Source organism: Janthinobacterium sp. 1_2014MBL_MicDiv (assembly GCF_001865675.1).
In the GTDB taxonomy this organism is placed as follows: domain Bacteria; phylum Pseudomonadota; class Gammaproteobacteria; order Burkholderiales; family Burkholderiaceae_D; genus Janthinobacterium.
The window spans coordinates 954,511-967,455 of record NZ_CP011319.1; the positions used below are offsets into that span (position 1 = coordinate 954,511).

A 12,945-nucleotide genomic window follows, 5' to 3' on the forward strand; every position below is an offset into this window, starting at 1 on the left:
GGTAGTGCGGGGGCCGCCATGGCGGCCCGTGCCTCAAAAATTACTTGGCGGCAGCGCGCGGCACGACTTTTTCAGCCGCTTGCGTGAACTGGTTCACGGCCGAGGTCAGGTTCGCTTCGATGGCTTCGACGGCTTGCTTGCTGGTTTTCGAGAATTGCTCGTAGCCTGCATTGGCGTTGCCGATGGCGCTTTTCAGGATGGCGACGGCGTTTTCCGAACCGGCTGGTGCATTCTTGGTCACTTCATCGACCAGCGAAATGACTTTACGGTTCGTTTCGGCGATTTGCGATTCAGCCGCTTTGCTGAATTCAGCTTGCGTGCTGGACGTGATGGCAGCCAGGTGACGACCGTAAGCGATGGCTTTTTCGGCGCTAGGCTGGGCTTGGGCTGCGGTCAGCGAGAAAAATTCTTGTGGATCTTTTGCCGACAGCAATTGCTTGGCGGCGGCCGTGGATTCTTCCAGCGTTGCCTTGGCGGCGGTCAGGTTCAGTTCGACGATCTTTTCGATGCCTTCGAAGGCCTTGCCCGTCAGCGACGAGAACAGGGCGAATTGGGCTTCCAGGTTGGCTTTGGTGGCGGACGAGAACTGCTCAGGAATTGAAAACATATAAATCTCCAAAAAATCGAAATCTGGTTAATTTGATGCTGCGTGTACCGTTTGGGAAGCAGGTGTATCTAAATTTTCAAGCTGAACAAGTAATTGTGCAACGCAACAAACCCTATTCTACGGTTAAAAAAAACGAAGTCAAGCGATTCTTGTGCGATGCAACAATTGAATAGATTTGCATCAAAAGTCATTGTTTCTAAAGAGAAATATTTGATTTCTGAGTGTCAATGGTTTAGCCCTAAACCATTATTTCCCCGCCTTTCAGGACGGGTGCGGCGCAGCATGCTAGACTTTGCCTCCCGCACCGGCGCACCGCCCCGGTGAGTATCCCGTTTCCCGAGTCGATACCATGTCCAATCTTCCCGCCGCGGCTGGCGCCAGCGGCAAAGCCCCCAAAGCCCCTCTCTTGACCACCGTGGCGCCGATGGCCTTGCCCGCTTTCTTCGTGTTGTTATGGAGCACAGGTTTTATCGTGGCCAAGTTCGGCCTGCCGTATGCGCCGCCGCTGACCTTTTTGCTGCTGCGCTTCCTGGGCGTTCTGGTCATTTTGCTGCCGCTGGTGCTGATCTTGCGCGCGCCGTGGCCCGTGGGGCAATTCCGCCAGATCGCCGTGGCCGGCATCCTGATGCAGGCCGGCTACCTGGCCGGCGTCTGGTGCGCCATCAAGCTGGGCATGCCGGCCGGCCTGTCCGCCCTGATCGTGGGCATGCAGCCCGTGCTGACGGCCTGCGCCGCGCCGCTGATCGGCGAATCCGTGCGCCCGCGCCAGTGGCTGGGCCTGTTCTTTGGCTTGCTGGGCGTGGCTTTGGTCGTGTACGCGAAGATCAACCTCGTGGGCCTGACCGTGGAAAGCGTGCTGCTGTGCGTGTTCGCGCTGCTGTCGATGACGGCCGGCACCATGTACCAAAAACGCCACTGTCCGCAGTTCGACTTGCGCACCGGCACGGTGGTGCAGTTTGCCGCCTCCATCGTCGTCGTGTTGCCATTCGCCCTGTATTACGAGGGACTGGACTTGCATTTCAGCAATGTGCAATGGACAGCGAACTTCATCGGCGCCCTGCTGTGGTCGGTACTCGTGCTGTCCATCGGCGCCATCTTCCTGCTGTTTGCCCTGATCCGCCGCAGCGACGCCACGAAAGTGACGGGCTTGCTGTACCTGACGCCGCCGACGACGGCCGTCATGGCCTGGCTGATGTTTGGCGAAGCCTTTAATATGCTGGGCATCGCCGGCATGCTGGTGGCCGTCGTCGGCGTGGTTTTTGTTGTCAAGAAATAGCAGGAGAGCAGGACAGTGAGCAAGCAAGCATCCGGTTTACCCATGGAAATGTCACAGCAGCAAGCCGTCGACGCGGCGATTCAGTCGCGCCGCTCGATCCGCGCCTTCCTGCCCACGCCGGTGGCGCAGGACGACATCGCGCGCATCCTGGAAGTGGCGGCGCGCGCGCCCTCGGGCGCCAACATGCAGCCGTGGAAAGTGTATGTGCTGTCGGGCGAGGCGCGCCAGCGCCTGTCGCGCCGCATCCTCGACGCCTATGCGGCGCCGAAAGCGCCCGATGCGCCCGCCCGCACGGCCTCGTATACATATTACCCGCGCCAGTGGACGGCGCCGTTCATCGAGCGCCGCCGCAAGATCGGCCTGGACCTGTATCAGCTGCTGGGCCTGGAGCGGGGCGACACGGCCGGCATGGCCGCCCAGCATGGCCGCAATTTCCAGTTTTTCGACGCGCCCGTCGGCCTGATCTTCACCATCGAACGCGTGCTGGAGCAGGGCTCCTGGCTCGATTACGGCATGTTCCTGCAAAACATCATGCTGGCCGCGCGTGCGCGCGGACTCGATACCTGCCCGCAAGCCGCTTTTATCCATTACCATGACATCATCCGCGACGAACTGGGCGTGCCCGCCAGTGAAATGGTGGTGTGCGGCATGGCGCTTGGCTATGCCGACCCCGACAAGGTCGAGAACCGCCTGAGCACGGAGCGCGAGCCCCTGTCCGGTTTTGTTAAATTCATTGTCACTTAGTAATCTATAGTTATTTAAATAAGTAAACAGATCATCAAGGATGAGCTTGTTTGCTGATCGCTAACGATTTGTATTTCATTGCTGCAATAAATACTGTCTTAACTGTTAAATAGGCTTGCGATTACTCTGCATTTCGCTACACTGCAATAAGGCAACAGCTTCACGGGGAATTATCGAATGGCTAAGTTTAAACTTGCGCTGGGTATCCTGGCTTCCCTGCTGTTTGCGCTGGCGCCGGCCGCGGCCGTGCAAGCCAGGGAAGCGCACGGCAAATCCTCGGCATCCAAGAAACAAAATACCAAGAAAGTCAAAGTCGTGCTGCGCAAAGGCGCGACGGCCGCGCCGCGCGAAAAGACCGTGCGCCGGGTCGTCATGGTGCGCGGCAAGCGCAAGGTCGTGTATCAGAAAGTCAGCAGCGTGGCCGTGCCGATGGCCGCGCCGATGCCCACCATGGGCGATCTGGCCGGCCTGAACCTGACGCGCGATCCGCTCGACCTCAAATCGAGCGTGGCGCTGGTGCTGGACCAGGCCAATGCGGAAGTGCTGTTTGAAAAGAATTCCAACGTGGCCCTGCCCATCGCCTCCATTACCAAGATGATGACGGGCCTGGTCGTGGTCGAAGCGCGCCAGGACATGGATGAGCTGCTGACGATCACGGACGAGGATGTCGACCGTGCCAAGTTCAGCAGTTCTCGCCTGAAAGTGGGCTCGCAATTAACACGTGGCAATATGCTGCACATCGCCCTGATGAGTTCGGAAAACCGCGCCGCTTCTGCGCTGGGCCGCAATTATCCGGGCGGCTTGCCATCGTTTGTCGACGCCATGAACAGCAAGGCGCGCCAGCTGGGCATGATGGATACGCATTATGTCGATTCCAGCGGCTTGTCGAAAATGAACGTGGCCAGCGCGCGCGACCTGGGCAAGCTGGCCATGGCCGCCTTCCAGCATCCGCTGCTGCGCCAGTACTCGACGGACCCGAAAGCCATCGTCGAAGCCAGCGGTCAACCCATGCAATTTGGCAATACGAATCACCTGGTGGCCAATCCGGGCTGGGAAATCGGCTTGCAAAAGACGGGCTTCATCAATGAGGCGGGACGTTGCCTGATGATGCAGGCCGTCATCGAAGGACGGGCCGTGATCATGGTGTTCCTCGATTCCAAAGGGAAACAGTCACGTACGGCCGATGCGGGACGCATGCGCAAGTGGCTGGAGGCACTGAAACCCGCCAATATGAGCCTGCCTGGCGGCTAAAGTGTCCAGGGCGGCGTTGCCTTGCCCTGAACATTTTTATGCGGCAGCGGTCTAGTCTTGCGGGATAAAACCCAAGGTGACGGAAATCTGGTTCGCCGTCTCGACCAGGTCGACTAGCCACTCATCCTGCAGGCGGTCGGCCGGGGCGGAGATCGACAGGCCGGCGATCAGCTTGCCAGAGTCGTCGCGGATGCCAGCCGCCATGCAGCGCACGCCCAGTTCCAGCTCCTCATTGTCGCGCGCATAGCCGCGCTCGCGCACCAGGCTCAGTTCGCGCTCGAGCTTTTGCAGATCCGTGATGGAATTCTTGTTGTGCCCGGCAAGACCCGTGCGCGTGGCGTAGGCGCGGATGGCTTTTGGTTCGTCCACGGAGAGGAACAGCTTGCCCGTCGACGTCAGGTGCAGCGGGCCGCGCCCGCCGATGGCGCGCACCACCTGCATGCCCGAGCGCTCGGAAAACGCGCGGTCGATGTAGACGATTTCATCGCCCTGGCGCACGGACAGGTTGATCGTCTGCTGGGTTTTCTTGTGCAGCTGGCGCATGAAGTCCAGCGCCGCTTCGCGCACGCTGAGACGGCTTTTCACCACATTGCCCAGTTCCAGCAGGCGCATGCCGAGACGGTAGGTGCCCGGTTCGATGCGGTCGACAAAACGCGTCAGCACCATGTCGTTGAGGATGCGGTGCGCCGTCGACGGGTGCAGGCCCGATACCTTGGACAATTCCTTCAGGCTGACCGGGTCGGAATATTTGGCCAGGGCATCGAGCAGGGCGACCATGCGCTCGATCACCTGGATCGTCGTCTTCGGGGCTGCGACCGGTTCAATTTTCATGATGGATTTGGTGCAATGCAGTATTCATGCTTCTTTATACCATGATGTGAAAAAATAGTGAAATGTTCTGAGATATTCAGCGAAAAAATTGTCACAATTCCTATGCCGGCCGTCATAATGCGTGGACGGCACGTGCTTTGAACCCTGGAAAACTATGCAACCTGTAAATGAATTCAAGAGTAAAAGTGGCTTGAAACGGATCTTTTCCGCCTTTTTCTATTCGCTCGACGGCTTGAAGTCGGCGTGGCGCCATGAACATGCGTTCCGCCAGGAACTGGGCCTGTTTGTCGTCGGCACGGTGATCGCCTTGCTGCTGCGCATCTCCGCGTTTGAAAAGCTGGTGCTGATCGGCGTGCTGTTGCTGGTACTGATCGTCGAATTGATCAATTCGGCGCTGGAAGCCGTGGTCGACCGCATCTCGCTCGAACGCCATCCGCTGTCGAAAAATGCCAAGGACTTCGGCAGCGCGGCCGTGCTGCTGACCTGCCTGCTGGCCTTTGCCACGTGGGCCGTGGTCCTGTTCAACCGTTTCTATTGAACGCCTGTCAAACCCTGCTGCGCGTCGGCATGGGCAGCCTGCGATGCTCACTGCCTTGGCGGCCCCGTGCTCAGCACAGTCGCGCTTCTCGAGCGCCGCTCCCTTCCGCTCGCTACGGTTTTGTCAGGTGTCCTTGGTCTTAACTGCTTTATCCCCGGTGCACGCCGTCCATATGCGAAAAACGCATATCAAACGGCGAAACGCTTCGTTCTCTTTGCGGCCGATGCGCCGTAATCTGGTGGCTCTGAAAGTTCAACCACCGGGGATCTTAGATGCTGTCGAAAAAAATCATCATTGCCGCCGCCATCAGTGCGTTTGCCGTTTTGCAAACCGCGCAAGCTGCCGATATCACCCTGCTCAATGTGTCGTATGACCCGACGCGCGAGCTGTACCAGGATGTGAATACGGCGTTTGCCAAGGAATGGAAGGGCAAGACGGGCGACAACGTCAAGATCAAGCAATCGCATGGTGGTTCCGGCAAGCAGGCGCGCGCCGTCATCGACGGCCTGGAGGCGGACGTGGTGACCCTGGCCCTGGCCTACGACATCGACGCGCTGGCCGAGCACAAGCTGCTGGCCGCCGACTGGCAAAAGCGCTTGACGCACAACAGCTCGCCTTACACCTCGACCATCGTGTTCCTGGTGCGCAAGGGCAACCCGAAAGGCATCAAGGATTGGAACGACCTGATCAAGCCGGGCGTGTCCGTCATCACGCCGAACCCGAAGACCTCGGGCGGCGCCCGCTGGAACCACCTGGCCGCGTGGGGCTATGCGCTGCGCCAGCCGGGCGGCAATGAAGCCAAGGCCAAGGATTTCCTCGGCAAACTGTATAAAAACGTGCCCGTGCTCGACTCCGGCGCGCGCGGCGCCACCACCACCTTCGTCGAACGCGGCATCGGCGACGTGCTGATCGCCTGGGAAAACGAGGCCTATCTTGCCGTCAAGGAACTGGGTCCGACCAAGTTCGACATCATCACGCCGTCCGTCAGCATCCTGGCCGAGCCGCCGGTCGCCGTCGTCGACAAGTTTGCCGACAAGCACGGCACGCGCAAGGTGGCCGAGGCTTACCTGAACTACCTGTACACGGACGAGGCGCAAGATATCATCGCCAAGAACTACTACCGTCCGGCAACGGACAAGGCGGCCAAGAAATACGCGTCGCAGTTCGCCAAGGTCAACCTGTTCACCATCGAGCAAGTGGCGGGCGGCTGGACGGCAGCACAGAAGGCGCACTTCGCCGACGGCGGCATCTTCGACCAGATTTATCAACCGAAATAATCGTCCATGGCAGGCGCAAGCCTGCCCGTCCTGCACTGTTAAGGATCCATCATGGCGCTGCGCAGCTTTTCCGATTACCGGGTATTGATCGTGCCGGGCCTGCATAACAGCGGGCCCGAGCACTGGCAGAGCCGCTGGCAGCGCCTGTATCCGCAATTCGAGCGGGTCGAGCAGGATGACTGGGAGCGGCCCGACCTGGCCACCTGGTCGGCGCGCCTGGACCAGGTGCGGCGGCAGGATGCGCGTCCGACCCTGATCGTCGCCCACAGCTTCGGCTGCCTGACGACGGCGCACAGCCTGGCCCGCGATGCGCAAGGCGTGGCTGGCGTGTTGCTGGTGGGGCCGGCCGACCCCGACAAGTTTGGCGTGGCGAAAGCCTTGCCGCAGAAACGCTTGCCATGTCCCGGCATCCTCATCGCCAGCCAGACGGATCCGTGGATGACGGCCGAGCACGCCACGCAATGGGCGCGGCGCTGGAATTGCAAGTATATTGATGGCGGTGCCTTGGGCCATATCAACGCGGAATCGGGTCTGGGCGACTGGATCTATGGCCAGGCGCAATTGCAGACACTGTTTGATCTGGCGCAAAACGACAAGCGCCACCGTCAGGCAGCCTGATTCGACGACCATCCCGCCACACAACCTCACAAGGAGATTACGATGACTTTACGCCTGGGCGATGTCGCCCCTGATTTTGAACAAGACAGCTCCATCGGCACGCTGAAGTTCCATGAGTGGGCCGGTAATTCCTGGGTGGTGCTGTTTTCCCACCCGGCCGACTTCACGCCCGTGTGCACGACGGAACTGGGGCTGACGGCCAAGCTGAAGCCGGAATTCGACAAGCGCAACGTGAAGGCCATCGCCCTGTCCGTGGACGCGGCCGAGTCGCACAAGAGCTGGATCAAGGATATCGAGGAGACGCAAAACACGGTGGTGGGCTTCCCCATCATCGCCGACGTCGACAAGAAGGTGTCCGTGCTGTACGACATGATCCACCCGGAGCAATCCGTCACGGCCACCGTGCGTTCCGTGTTCATCATCGACCCGAACAAGAAAGTACGGCTGATCCTCACGTATCCGCTGAGCACGGGCCGCAACTTCAATGAAATCCTGCGCGTCATCGACGCCCTGCAATTGACGGACGGCTATACGGTGGCCACGCCCGGTAACTGGAAGGATGGCGACGACGTCATCATTCCCTTGACCGTGCAAGACCCGGACGTGATCAAGCAGAAATATCCGAAGGGCTTTACGGCGGCCAAGCCCTACCTGCGTCTCACGCCGCAACCGAACAAGTAAGGGCAGCGAAAAAACGTCCATGGCGTTGTTGCATTGCCTCGCCGTACCCTCGTACTGTGTTCGGCAACGCGCCTGGCCCTGAACGTTTTATTCGGCACTCCATAAAAACGCACCTCGCCGGTGCGTTTTTTTTCGCCCAACGATTCGCTGGGCAAGTATGCAAAATCCATCTAAGCAAATGAGAAATGGTTAGTTCTTTTTATAACGATTGCATGTGAATATTGCACCCTGTTACTCGAAAATGTAATAAGAAGGAGTCTTTATGTCTGCAGCATCAGCATCGCCCGCGCCGGTCAAGGCGCGCGGCGCGCCGTTTCGAGTCATGCCGGGGTTTAAGCTGTCACTGGGCTTCACGCTCTTTTACCTGGCCTTGATCGTCCTCATTCCGCTGTCGTCGGTGTTCCTGAAAACCTTCACCATGACATGGGACGCCTTCTTCAGCGCCGTCACGTCCGAGCGCGTGATGGCGTCGTACCGGCTGACGTTCGGCGCTTCACTGATCGCCGCCTTCCTGAACGTGGTGTTTGGCGGCATCCTGGCCTGGGTGCTGGTGCGCTACAAATTTCCCGGCAAGCGCATCATCGACGCGCTGGTCGACTTGCCGTTCGCCCTGCCGACGGCCGTGGCCGGCATCACGCTGACGGCCCTGTACTCGTCGAACGGCTGGTTCGGCCAGTTCATCGAAGGCGTGCTGGGCATCAAGGTGGCGTTCACGCCGCTGGGCGTGGTGGTGGCGCTGACCTTCATCGGCTTGCCGTTTGTCGTGCGCACCGTGCAACCGGTGCTGGAAGACGCGGAAAAGGAACTGGAAGAGGCGGCCGCCAGCCTGGGCGCCAATTCGCTGCAAACCTTTATCCGCGTCATCTTCCCCACCATCCTGCCCTCGCTGCTGACGGGCTTTGCGCTGGCCTTTGCCCGCGCCACGGGCGAGTACGGTTCCGTGATCTTTATTGCCGGCAACATGCCGATGGTGTCGGAAATCACGCCGCTGTTCATTATTACCAAGCTGGAGCAATACGATTATGCGGGCGCCACGGCCATTGCCGTGGTGATGCTGGTGGTGTCCTTCCTGCTGTTGTTGACGATTAACCTGCTGCAAGCATGGACGCGCGGAAAGGCGAAGAAAACATGAGTACGAATATTACTGCCGTCGCCGGCGCGGAAGATGTGTTGCCGAAAACGCGACGCATCGAACCGAACATCGGCCCCGTCGTGCTCGAACCGCTGTGGGTGCGCACGGTACTGATCACCATTGCCCTGCTGTTCCTGACGGCCTTCCTGATCGTGCCCCTGGTGGCCGTGTTTGCGGAAGCGTTCAAGAAGGGCTGGGAAGCGTATGTCGCGGCCATCATCGATCCGGACGCGATTTCCGCCATTAAATTGACCCTGATCACGGCCGCCATCGCCGTACCACTGAACCTGGTCTTCGGCGTGGCCGCATCCTGGTGCATCGCCAAGTTCGAGTTCCGCGGCAAGAGCATCCTGCTGACCCTGATCGACTTGCCGTTTTCCGTCTCGCCCGTGATTTCCGGCCTGATCTATGTGCTGATGTTTGGCGCCCAGGGCTGGTTCGGTCCGTGGCTGCAGGCGCACGACATCAAGATTCTGTTCGCCGTGCCCGGCATCGTGCTGGCCACCATCTTTATTACCTTCCCGTTCGTCGCGCGCGAACTGATCCCGCTGATGCAGTCGCAGGGCAGCGAAGAGGAAGAAGCGGCCATCGTGCTGGGTGCCTCGGGCTGGAATACTTTCCGCCGCGTGACTTTGCCGAATATCAAGTGGGGCTTGCTGTACGGCGTGATCCTGTGTAACGCCCGCGCCATGGGCGAGTTCGGCGCCGTATCGGTCGTGTCCGGCCATATCCGCGGCGAAACCAACACCATGCCCCTGCAGGTGGAGATTCTGTACAACGAGTACAACTTCGCCGCCGCGTTTGCCGTCGCCTCGCTGCTGGCCTTGCTGGCCCTGGTGACCCTGGCCCTGAAAGCCTTCATTGAGTGGCGTTTGAACGAGAGCGACGCCGACGATTCCGCCTTACGTTCCACGGAGCACTGATATGACCATCGCAGTTAAAAACATCAACAAGCGTTTCGGCGATTTCGTCGCCCTCGACAATATCTCGCTGGACTTTCCCGCCGGCGAATTGACGGCCCTGCTGGGCCCGTCGGGTTGCGGTAAAACAACCTTGCTGCGCATTATTGCTGGCCTGGAACATCCGGACAGCGGCCAGGTGCTGCTGGACGCGGAAGATGCATCGAACCGCCACGTGCGCGAGCGCCAGGTCGGTTTCGTGTTCCAGCATTACGCGCTGTTCAAGCACATGACGGTCTTTGAAAACGTGGCCTTCGGCTTGCGCGTGAAGTCGCGCAGCGAGCGCCCGTCGGAAGACCAGATCCGCCGCAAGGTCAAGGATTTGCTGGAGCTGGTGCAGCTGGACTGGCTGGCCGACCGCTATCCGCCGCAGCTGTCGGGCGGGCAACGCCAGCGCATCGCCCTGGCGCGCGCGCTGGCCGTCGAACCGCGCGTGCTGCTGCTCGACGAGCCGTTCGGCGCATTGGATGCCAAGGTGCGCAAGGAATTGCGCCGCTGGCTGCGCCGCCTGCACGACGACTTGCACGTCACCAGCATTTTCGTCACGCATGACCAGGAAGAAGCGCTGGAAGTGGCCGACCAGGTGGTGCTGATGAACAAGGGCACGGTCGAGCAACTGGGTTCCCCCGAGCAAGTCTACAACCACCCGGCTTCGCCGTTTGTCTACGGTTTCCTCGGCAACGTCAACCTGTTCCATGGCCGCGTGCATGACGGCGTGATGGCCACGGGCGACGCCAGCTTCGAAGTGCCCGACTATGCGGGCGTGAGCGACAGCAAGGGCACGGCCTATGTGCGGCCGCACGACCTGGAGATCGACCGCTACACGCAAGGCGCGGAAGGCATCGTGGTCAAGCTGAGCCGCGCGCATGCGATCGGCCCGCTGGCCCAGCTGGACTTGCAGCGCGTCGATAACAGCGAGCTGATCGAGGCGGTGATGTCGAACGAGCGCTTCACCCACCTGCAGCTGAAGGAAGGCGAGACCCTGGTCGTGCGCCCGAAACGATTGCATGTGTTCGTTGAACCGACAAGAACCTAAAGGCTGGAACACCATGAATTTTCAACAATTGCGCTCGATCCGCGAAGCGGCCCGCCGCGGCTATAACCTGACGGAAGTGGCCAACGCCCTGTTCACGTCGCAGCCGGGCGTGAGCCGGCAAATCCGCGAACTCGAGGACGAGCTGGGCGTGGTCATTTTTGAACGCAACGGCAAGCGCTTGACGGGCTTGACGGAACCGGGCAAGGGCATCCTCAAAATCGTCGACCGCCTCTTGATCGAGGCGGAAAACCTGCAGCAGGCCAGCCTCGAGTACAGCGGCCAGACCAGCGGCACCCTGTCCGTGGCGGCCACGCACACGCAAGCCCGCTATGCGCTGCCGAAGGTGGTGCAAAGCTTCCGCGCCGCCTATCCCGAGGTGCGTATTGCGCTACAACAAAGTGCGCCTGAACATATCGCGGAATGGGTGTTGTCGGGCAAGACCGATATCGGCATCGCCACGGAAGGCTTGAGCCAGTTTCCTGACCTCGTGTCGTTCCCGTGCTACCGCTGGAGCCATCTGATCGTCGTGCCGGACGGCCACCCGCTGCTCGAACACACGCCGATCCGCCTGGAAGACCTGGCGAAATACCCGTTGATTACCTACGACAAGGGGTTCACGGGACGCGGCCATATCGACGATGCGTTTGCCAAGGCGGGCGTGGCCACCGACATCATCCTGACGGCCATGGATTCCGACGTCATCAAGCAATACGTGGCGCTGGGCCTGGGCGTGGGCATCGTGGCCTCGATGGCTTTCGACCATGGCCGCGACAAGGGCTTGCGCGCCGTGGAAGCGTCGCATCTGTTTGCCACCAACACGACGCGCCTGGCCGTGCGCCGCGGCGCCTACCTGCGCGCCTATGCCTACGAATTCATTTTGCAGCTGGCGCCGGACCTGACGCGCGAAGACATTGACCGTGCCATGGCGGGCGAAGAGTCGCTTTAATCCAGCGCGGCCCGCTGCGCGCGCGTCAGGCCGGCCACGGCGCGTGCGTAGCTGTCCTGCACCAGTTCCGCCAGGTAATCGGCAGGGAATTGCGCTACATCAACGATCGTCACCCAGTGAAAGCGGCCCATGTAGCGCGCCGGCTTGACGCCGGGCATGTCCGTCAGTTCGATGAATCGCCCGGCGCTGGCGCGCAGGCTGAAGCGCCACTGCTCGGGCATGCTGGTCTTAAAATAGGCAAATTTCTTGCCGCTCACTGCATACACGAGGATGTTCGACGGCGGGCCGTACAGCACGGCTTGTGCGCCGGGCAGGGCCGCGCACAGCTCCTTCAGTTCATCTGTTTTCATTCGTCCACCGCCATGAATTGCTGCGTGTTGCGGTCGAAGGCATAGGCCGTGCCGGTGGGAGAGTCCAGCAGCGCAATAAAACGGTCATCCACGCCGAGCACGGCGCCCAGCGACACGAGGGCCACGTTGGCGCTGTCGTTGATGTAGTCGTCGCTCTCGTCGTTGGCCGTGAAGCGCCAGCCGCTGTCGTCGGCATTGTCCGGTTCCTCGCGGTACAGGTAGCCGACGGGCGCGCCGTCTTCCAGTACTCTTTTCGTGACGAAGCACAGGCCCGCATAGCGGTTGACGAGGTTGTCGTCATCGTCATGCTGCGTGTTGATGATATGGCGCGCTTCGAAGGCGACCGTGTCTTTTGCCTGCAAATCGGCGATGTAGCCGGGCATGTTGTCGAGCTTGCCCGTGAAGTGGCCGTTGGCTTTCACCGTATCGACCAGCACCCACATGCGCTCGGCGCCCGGTGCCTGCGGAGCGTCGCTGTGGAAGGCGAAGATCAGCTTGACCACCTCGCCGGGGCGCACCTGGGCTATGGCCTCGGGTGGCGATTTATAGAAGGTATAGGGGTGGCGCGCGGCCAGTTCGGCGGCGTCGGCCAGGTGCCAGCTGGGCATGGTGCTCCGTCGTCAAGAAGAGTAAAGCCCATGGTAGCCGATTGCACGCCTGAAAGCACGCCGCGCGCGCAGGCCGTATCATGTTCTTTCC

The 12,945-nt window shown here is 60.5% G+C and carries 15 protein-coding genes; 11 read left to right on the forward strand and 4 right to left on the reverse strand.

Going from position 1 to position 12,945, the window contains the following annotated elements:
* Nucleotides 1-40: 40 nt before the first annotated feature.
* Nucleotides 41-607 carry a phasin family protein gene (locus YQ44_RS04160; protein ID WP_071322304.1) on the reverse strand — a complete coding sequence of 189 codons (567 nt, stop codon included), beginning with the start codon at nt 605-607 and terminating at the stop codon, nt 41-43.
* Nucleotides 608-956: 349 nt separating this feature from the next.
* On the opposite strand from YQ44_RS04160, the gene YQ44_RS04165 reads away from it, so the two are divergent.
* The 3 genes from YQ44_RS04165 (at nt 957) to pbpG (ending at nt 3,878) form a co-directional block, all read left to right on the forward strand.
* Nucleotides 957-1,883, forward strand: coding sequence for a DMT family transporter (locus YQ44_RS04165; RefSeq protein WP_071322305.1), 927 nt, complete (start codon nt 957-959; stop codon nt 1,881-1,883).
* 42 nt (nt 1,884-1,925) lie between these two features.
* Entirely contained in the window at nt 1,926-2,627 is a 702-nt protein-coding gene (locus YQ44_RS04170; protein ID WP_071322306.1) for a nitroreductase, read from the forward strand.
* Nucleotides 2,628-2,804: 177 nt separating this feature from the next.
* The gene (gene pbpG, locus YQ44_RS04175; protein WP_071322307.1) at nt 2,805-3,878 is read left to right on the forward strand and encodes a D-alanyl-D-alanine endopeptidase; all 1,074 of its coding nucleotides are present in this window, start codon (nt 2,805-2,807) and stop codon (nt 3,876-3,878) included.
* 51 nt (nt 3,879-3,929) lie between these two features.
* Here pbpG and YQ44_RS04180 read toward each other — a convergent pair whose 3' ends face one another.
* A complete protein-coding gene (locus YQ44_RS04180) occupies nt 3,930-4,709 on the reverse strand; it encodes an IclR family transcriptional regulator (protein WP_046685991.1) in 780 nt (259 codons plus the stop codon).
* Between the two features lie 154 nt (nt 4,710-4,863).
* Here YQ44_RS04180 and YQ44_RS04185 point away from each other — a divergent pair, with 154 nt between their 5' ends.
* The 8 genes from YQ44_RS04185 (at nt 4,864) to YQ44_RS04220 (ending at nt 11,896) form a co-directional block, all read left to right on the forward strand.
* Nucleotides 4,864-5,247: a diacylglycerol kinase gene (locus YQ44_RS04185; protein WP_071322308.1), complete on the forward strand. Its 384-nt coding sequence runs from the start codon at nt 4,864-4,866 to the stop codon at nt 5,245-5,247.
* 272 nt (nt 5,248-5,519) lie between these two features.
* Nucleotides 5,520-6,524 (forward strand): sulfate ABC transporter substrate-binding protein, encoded by a 1,005-nt coding sequence (locus YQ44_RS04190; protein WP_071322309.1) that lies wholly within the window; start codon nt 5,520-5,522, stop codon nt 6,522-6,524.
* A gap of 51 nt (nt 6,525-6,575) precedes the next feature.
* Nucleotides 6,576-7,142, forward strand: coding sequence for an RBBP9/YdeN family alpha/beta hydrolase (locus tag YQ44_RS04195; protein ID WP_071322310.1), 567 nt, complete (start codon nt 6,576-6,578; stop codon nt 7,140-7,142).
* A gap of 42 nt (nt 7,143-7,184) precedes the next feature.
* Nucleotides 7,185-7,823 (forward strand): peroxiredoxin, encoded by a 639-nt coding sequence (locus tag YQ44_RS04200; protein ID WP_071322311.1) that lies wholly within the window; start codon nt 7,185-7,187, stop codon nt 7,821-7,823.
* A gap of 322 nt (nt 7,824-8,145) precedes the next feature.
* Nucleotides 8,146-8,955 carry a sulfate ABC transporter permease subunit CysT gene (cysT, locus tag YQ44_RS04205; RefSeq protein WP_156895004.1) on the forward strand — a complete coding sequence of 270 codons (810 nt, stop codon included), beginning with the start codon at nt 8,146-8,148 and terminating at the stop codon, nt 8,953-8,955.
* Complete coding sequence (cysW, locus tag YQ44_RS04210) at nt 8,952-9,878, forward strand: sulfate ABC transporter permease subunit CysW (protein ID WP_156894686.1); 927 nt, start codon at nt 8,952-8,954, stop codon at nt 9,876-9,878. Before cysT ends, cysW begins: the two co-directional genes overlap by 4 nt.
* A gap of 1 nt (nt 9,879) precedes the next feature.
* The gene (locus YQ44_RS04215; RefSeq protein WP_035821525.1) at nt 9,880-10,950 is read left to right on the forward strand and encodes a sulfate/molybdate ABC transporter ATP-binding protein; all 1,071 of its coding nucleotides are present in this window, start codon (nt 9,880-9,882) and stop codon (nt 10,948-10,950) included.
* Between the two features lie 13 nt (nt 10,951-10,963).
* Complete coding sequence (locus tag YQ44_RS04220; protein ID WP_071322313.1) at nt 10,964-11,896, forward strand: CysB family HTH-type transcriptional regulator; 933 nt, start codon at nt 10,964-10,966, stop codon at nt 11,894-11,896.
* Here the strand turns inward: YQ44_RS04220 and YQ44_RS04225 are convergent.
* Nucleotides 11,893-12,246, reverse strand: coding sequence for an MmcQ/YjbR family DNA-binding protein (locus YQ44_RS04225; RefSeq protein ID WP_071322314.1), 354 nt, complete (start codon nt 12,244-12,246; stop codon nt 11,893-11,895). The genes YQ44_RS04220 and YQ44_RS04225 overlap by 4 nt on opposite strands.
* Nucleotides 12,243-12,854, reverse strand: coding sequence for an immunity protein Imm33 domain-containing protein (locus YQ44_RS29460; protein ID WP_071322315.1), 612 nt, complete (start codon nt 12,852-12,854; stop codon nt 12,243-12,245). The genes YQ44_RS04225 and YQ44_RS29460 overlap by 4 nt, the downstream gene beginning before the upstream one ends.
* Nucleotides 12,855-12,945: the final 91 nt, after the last annotated feature.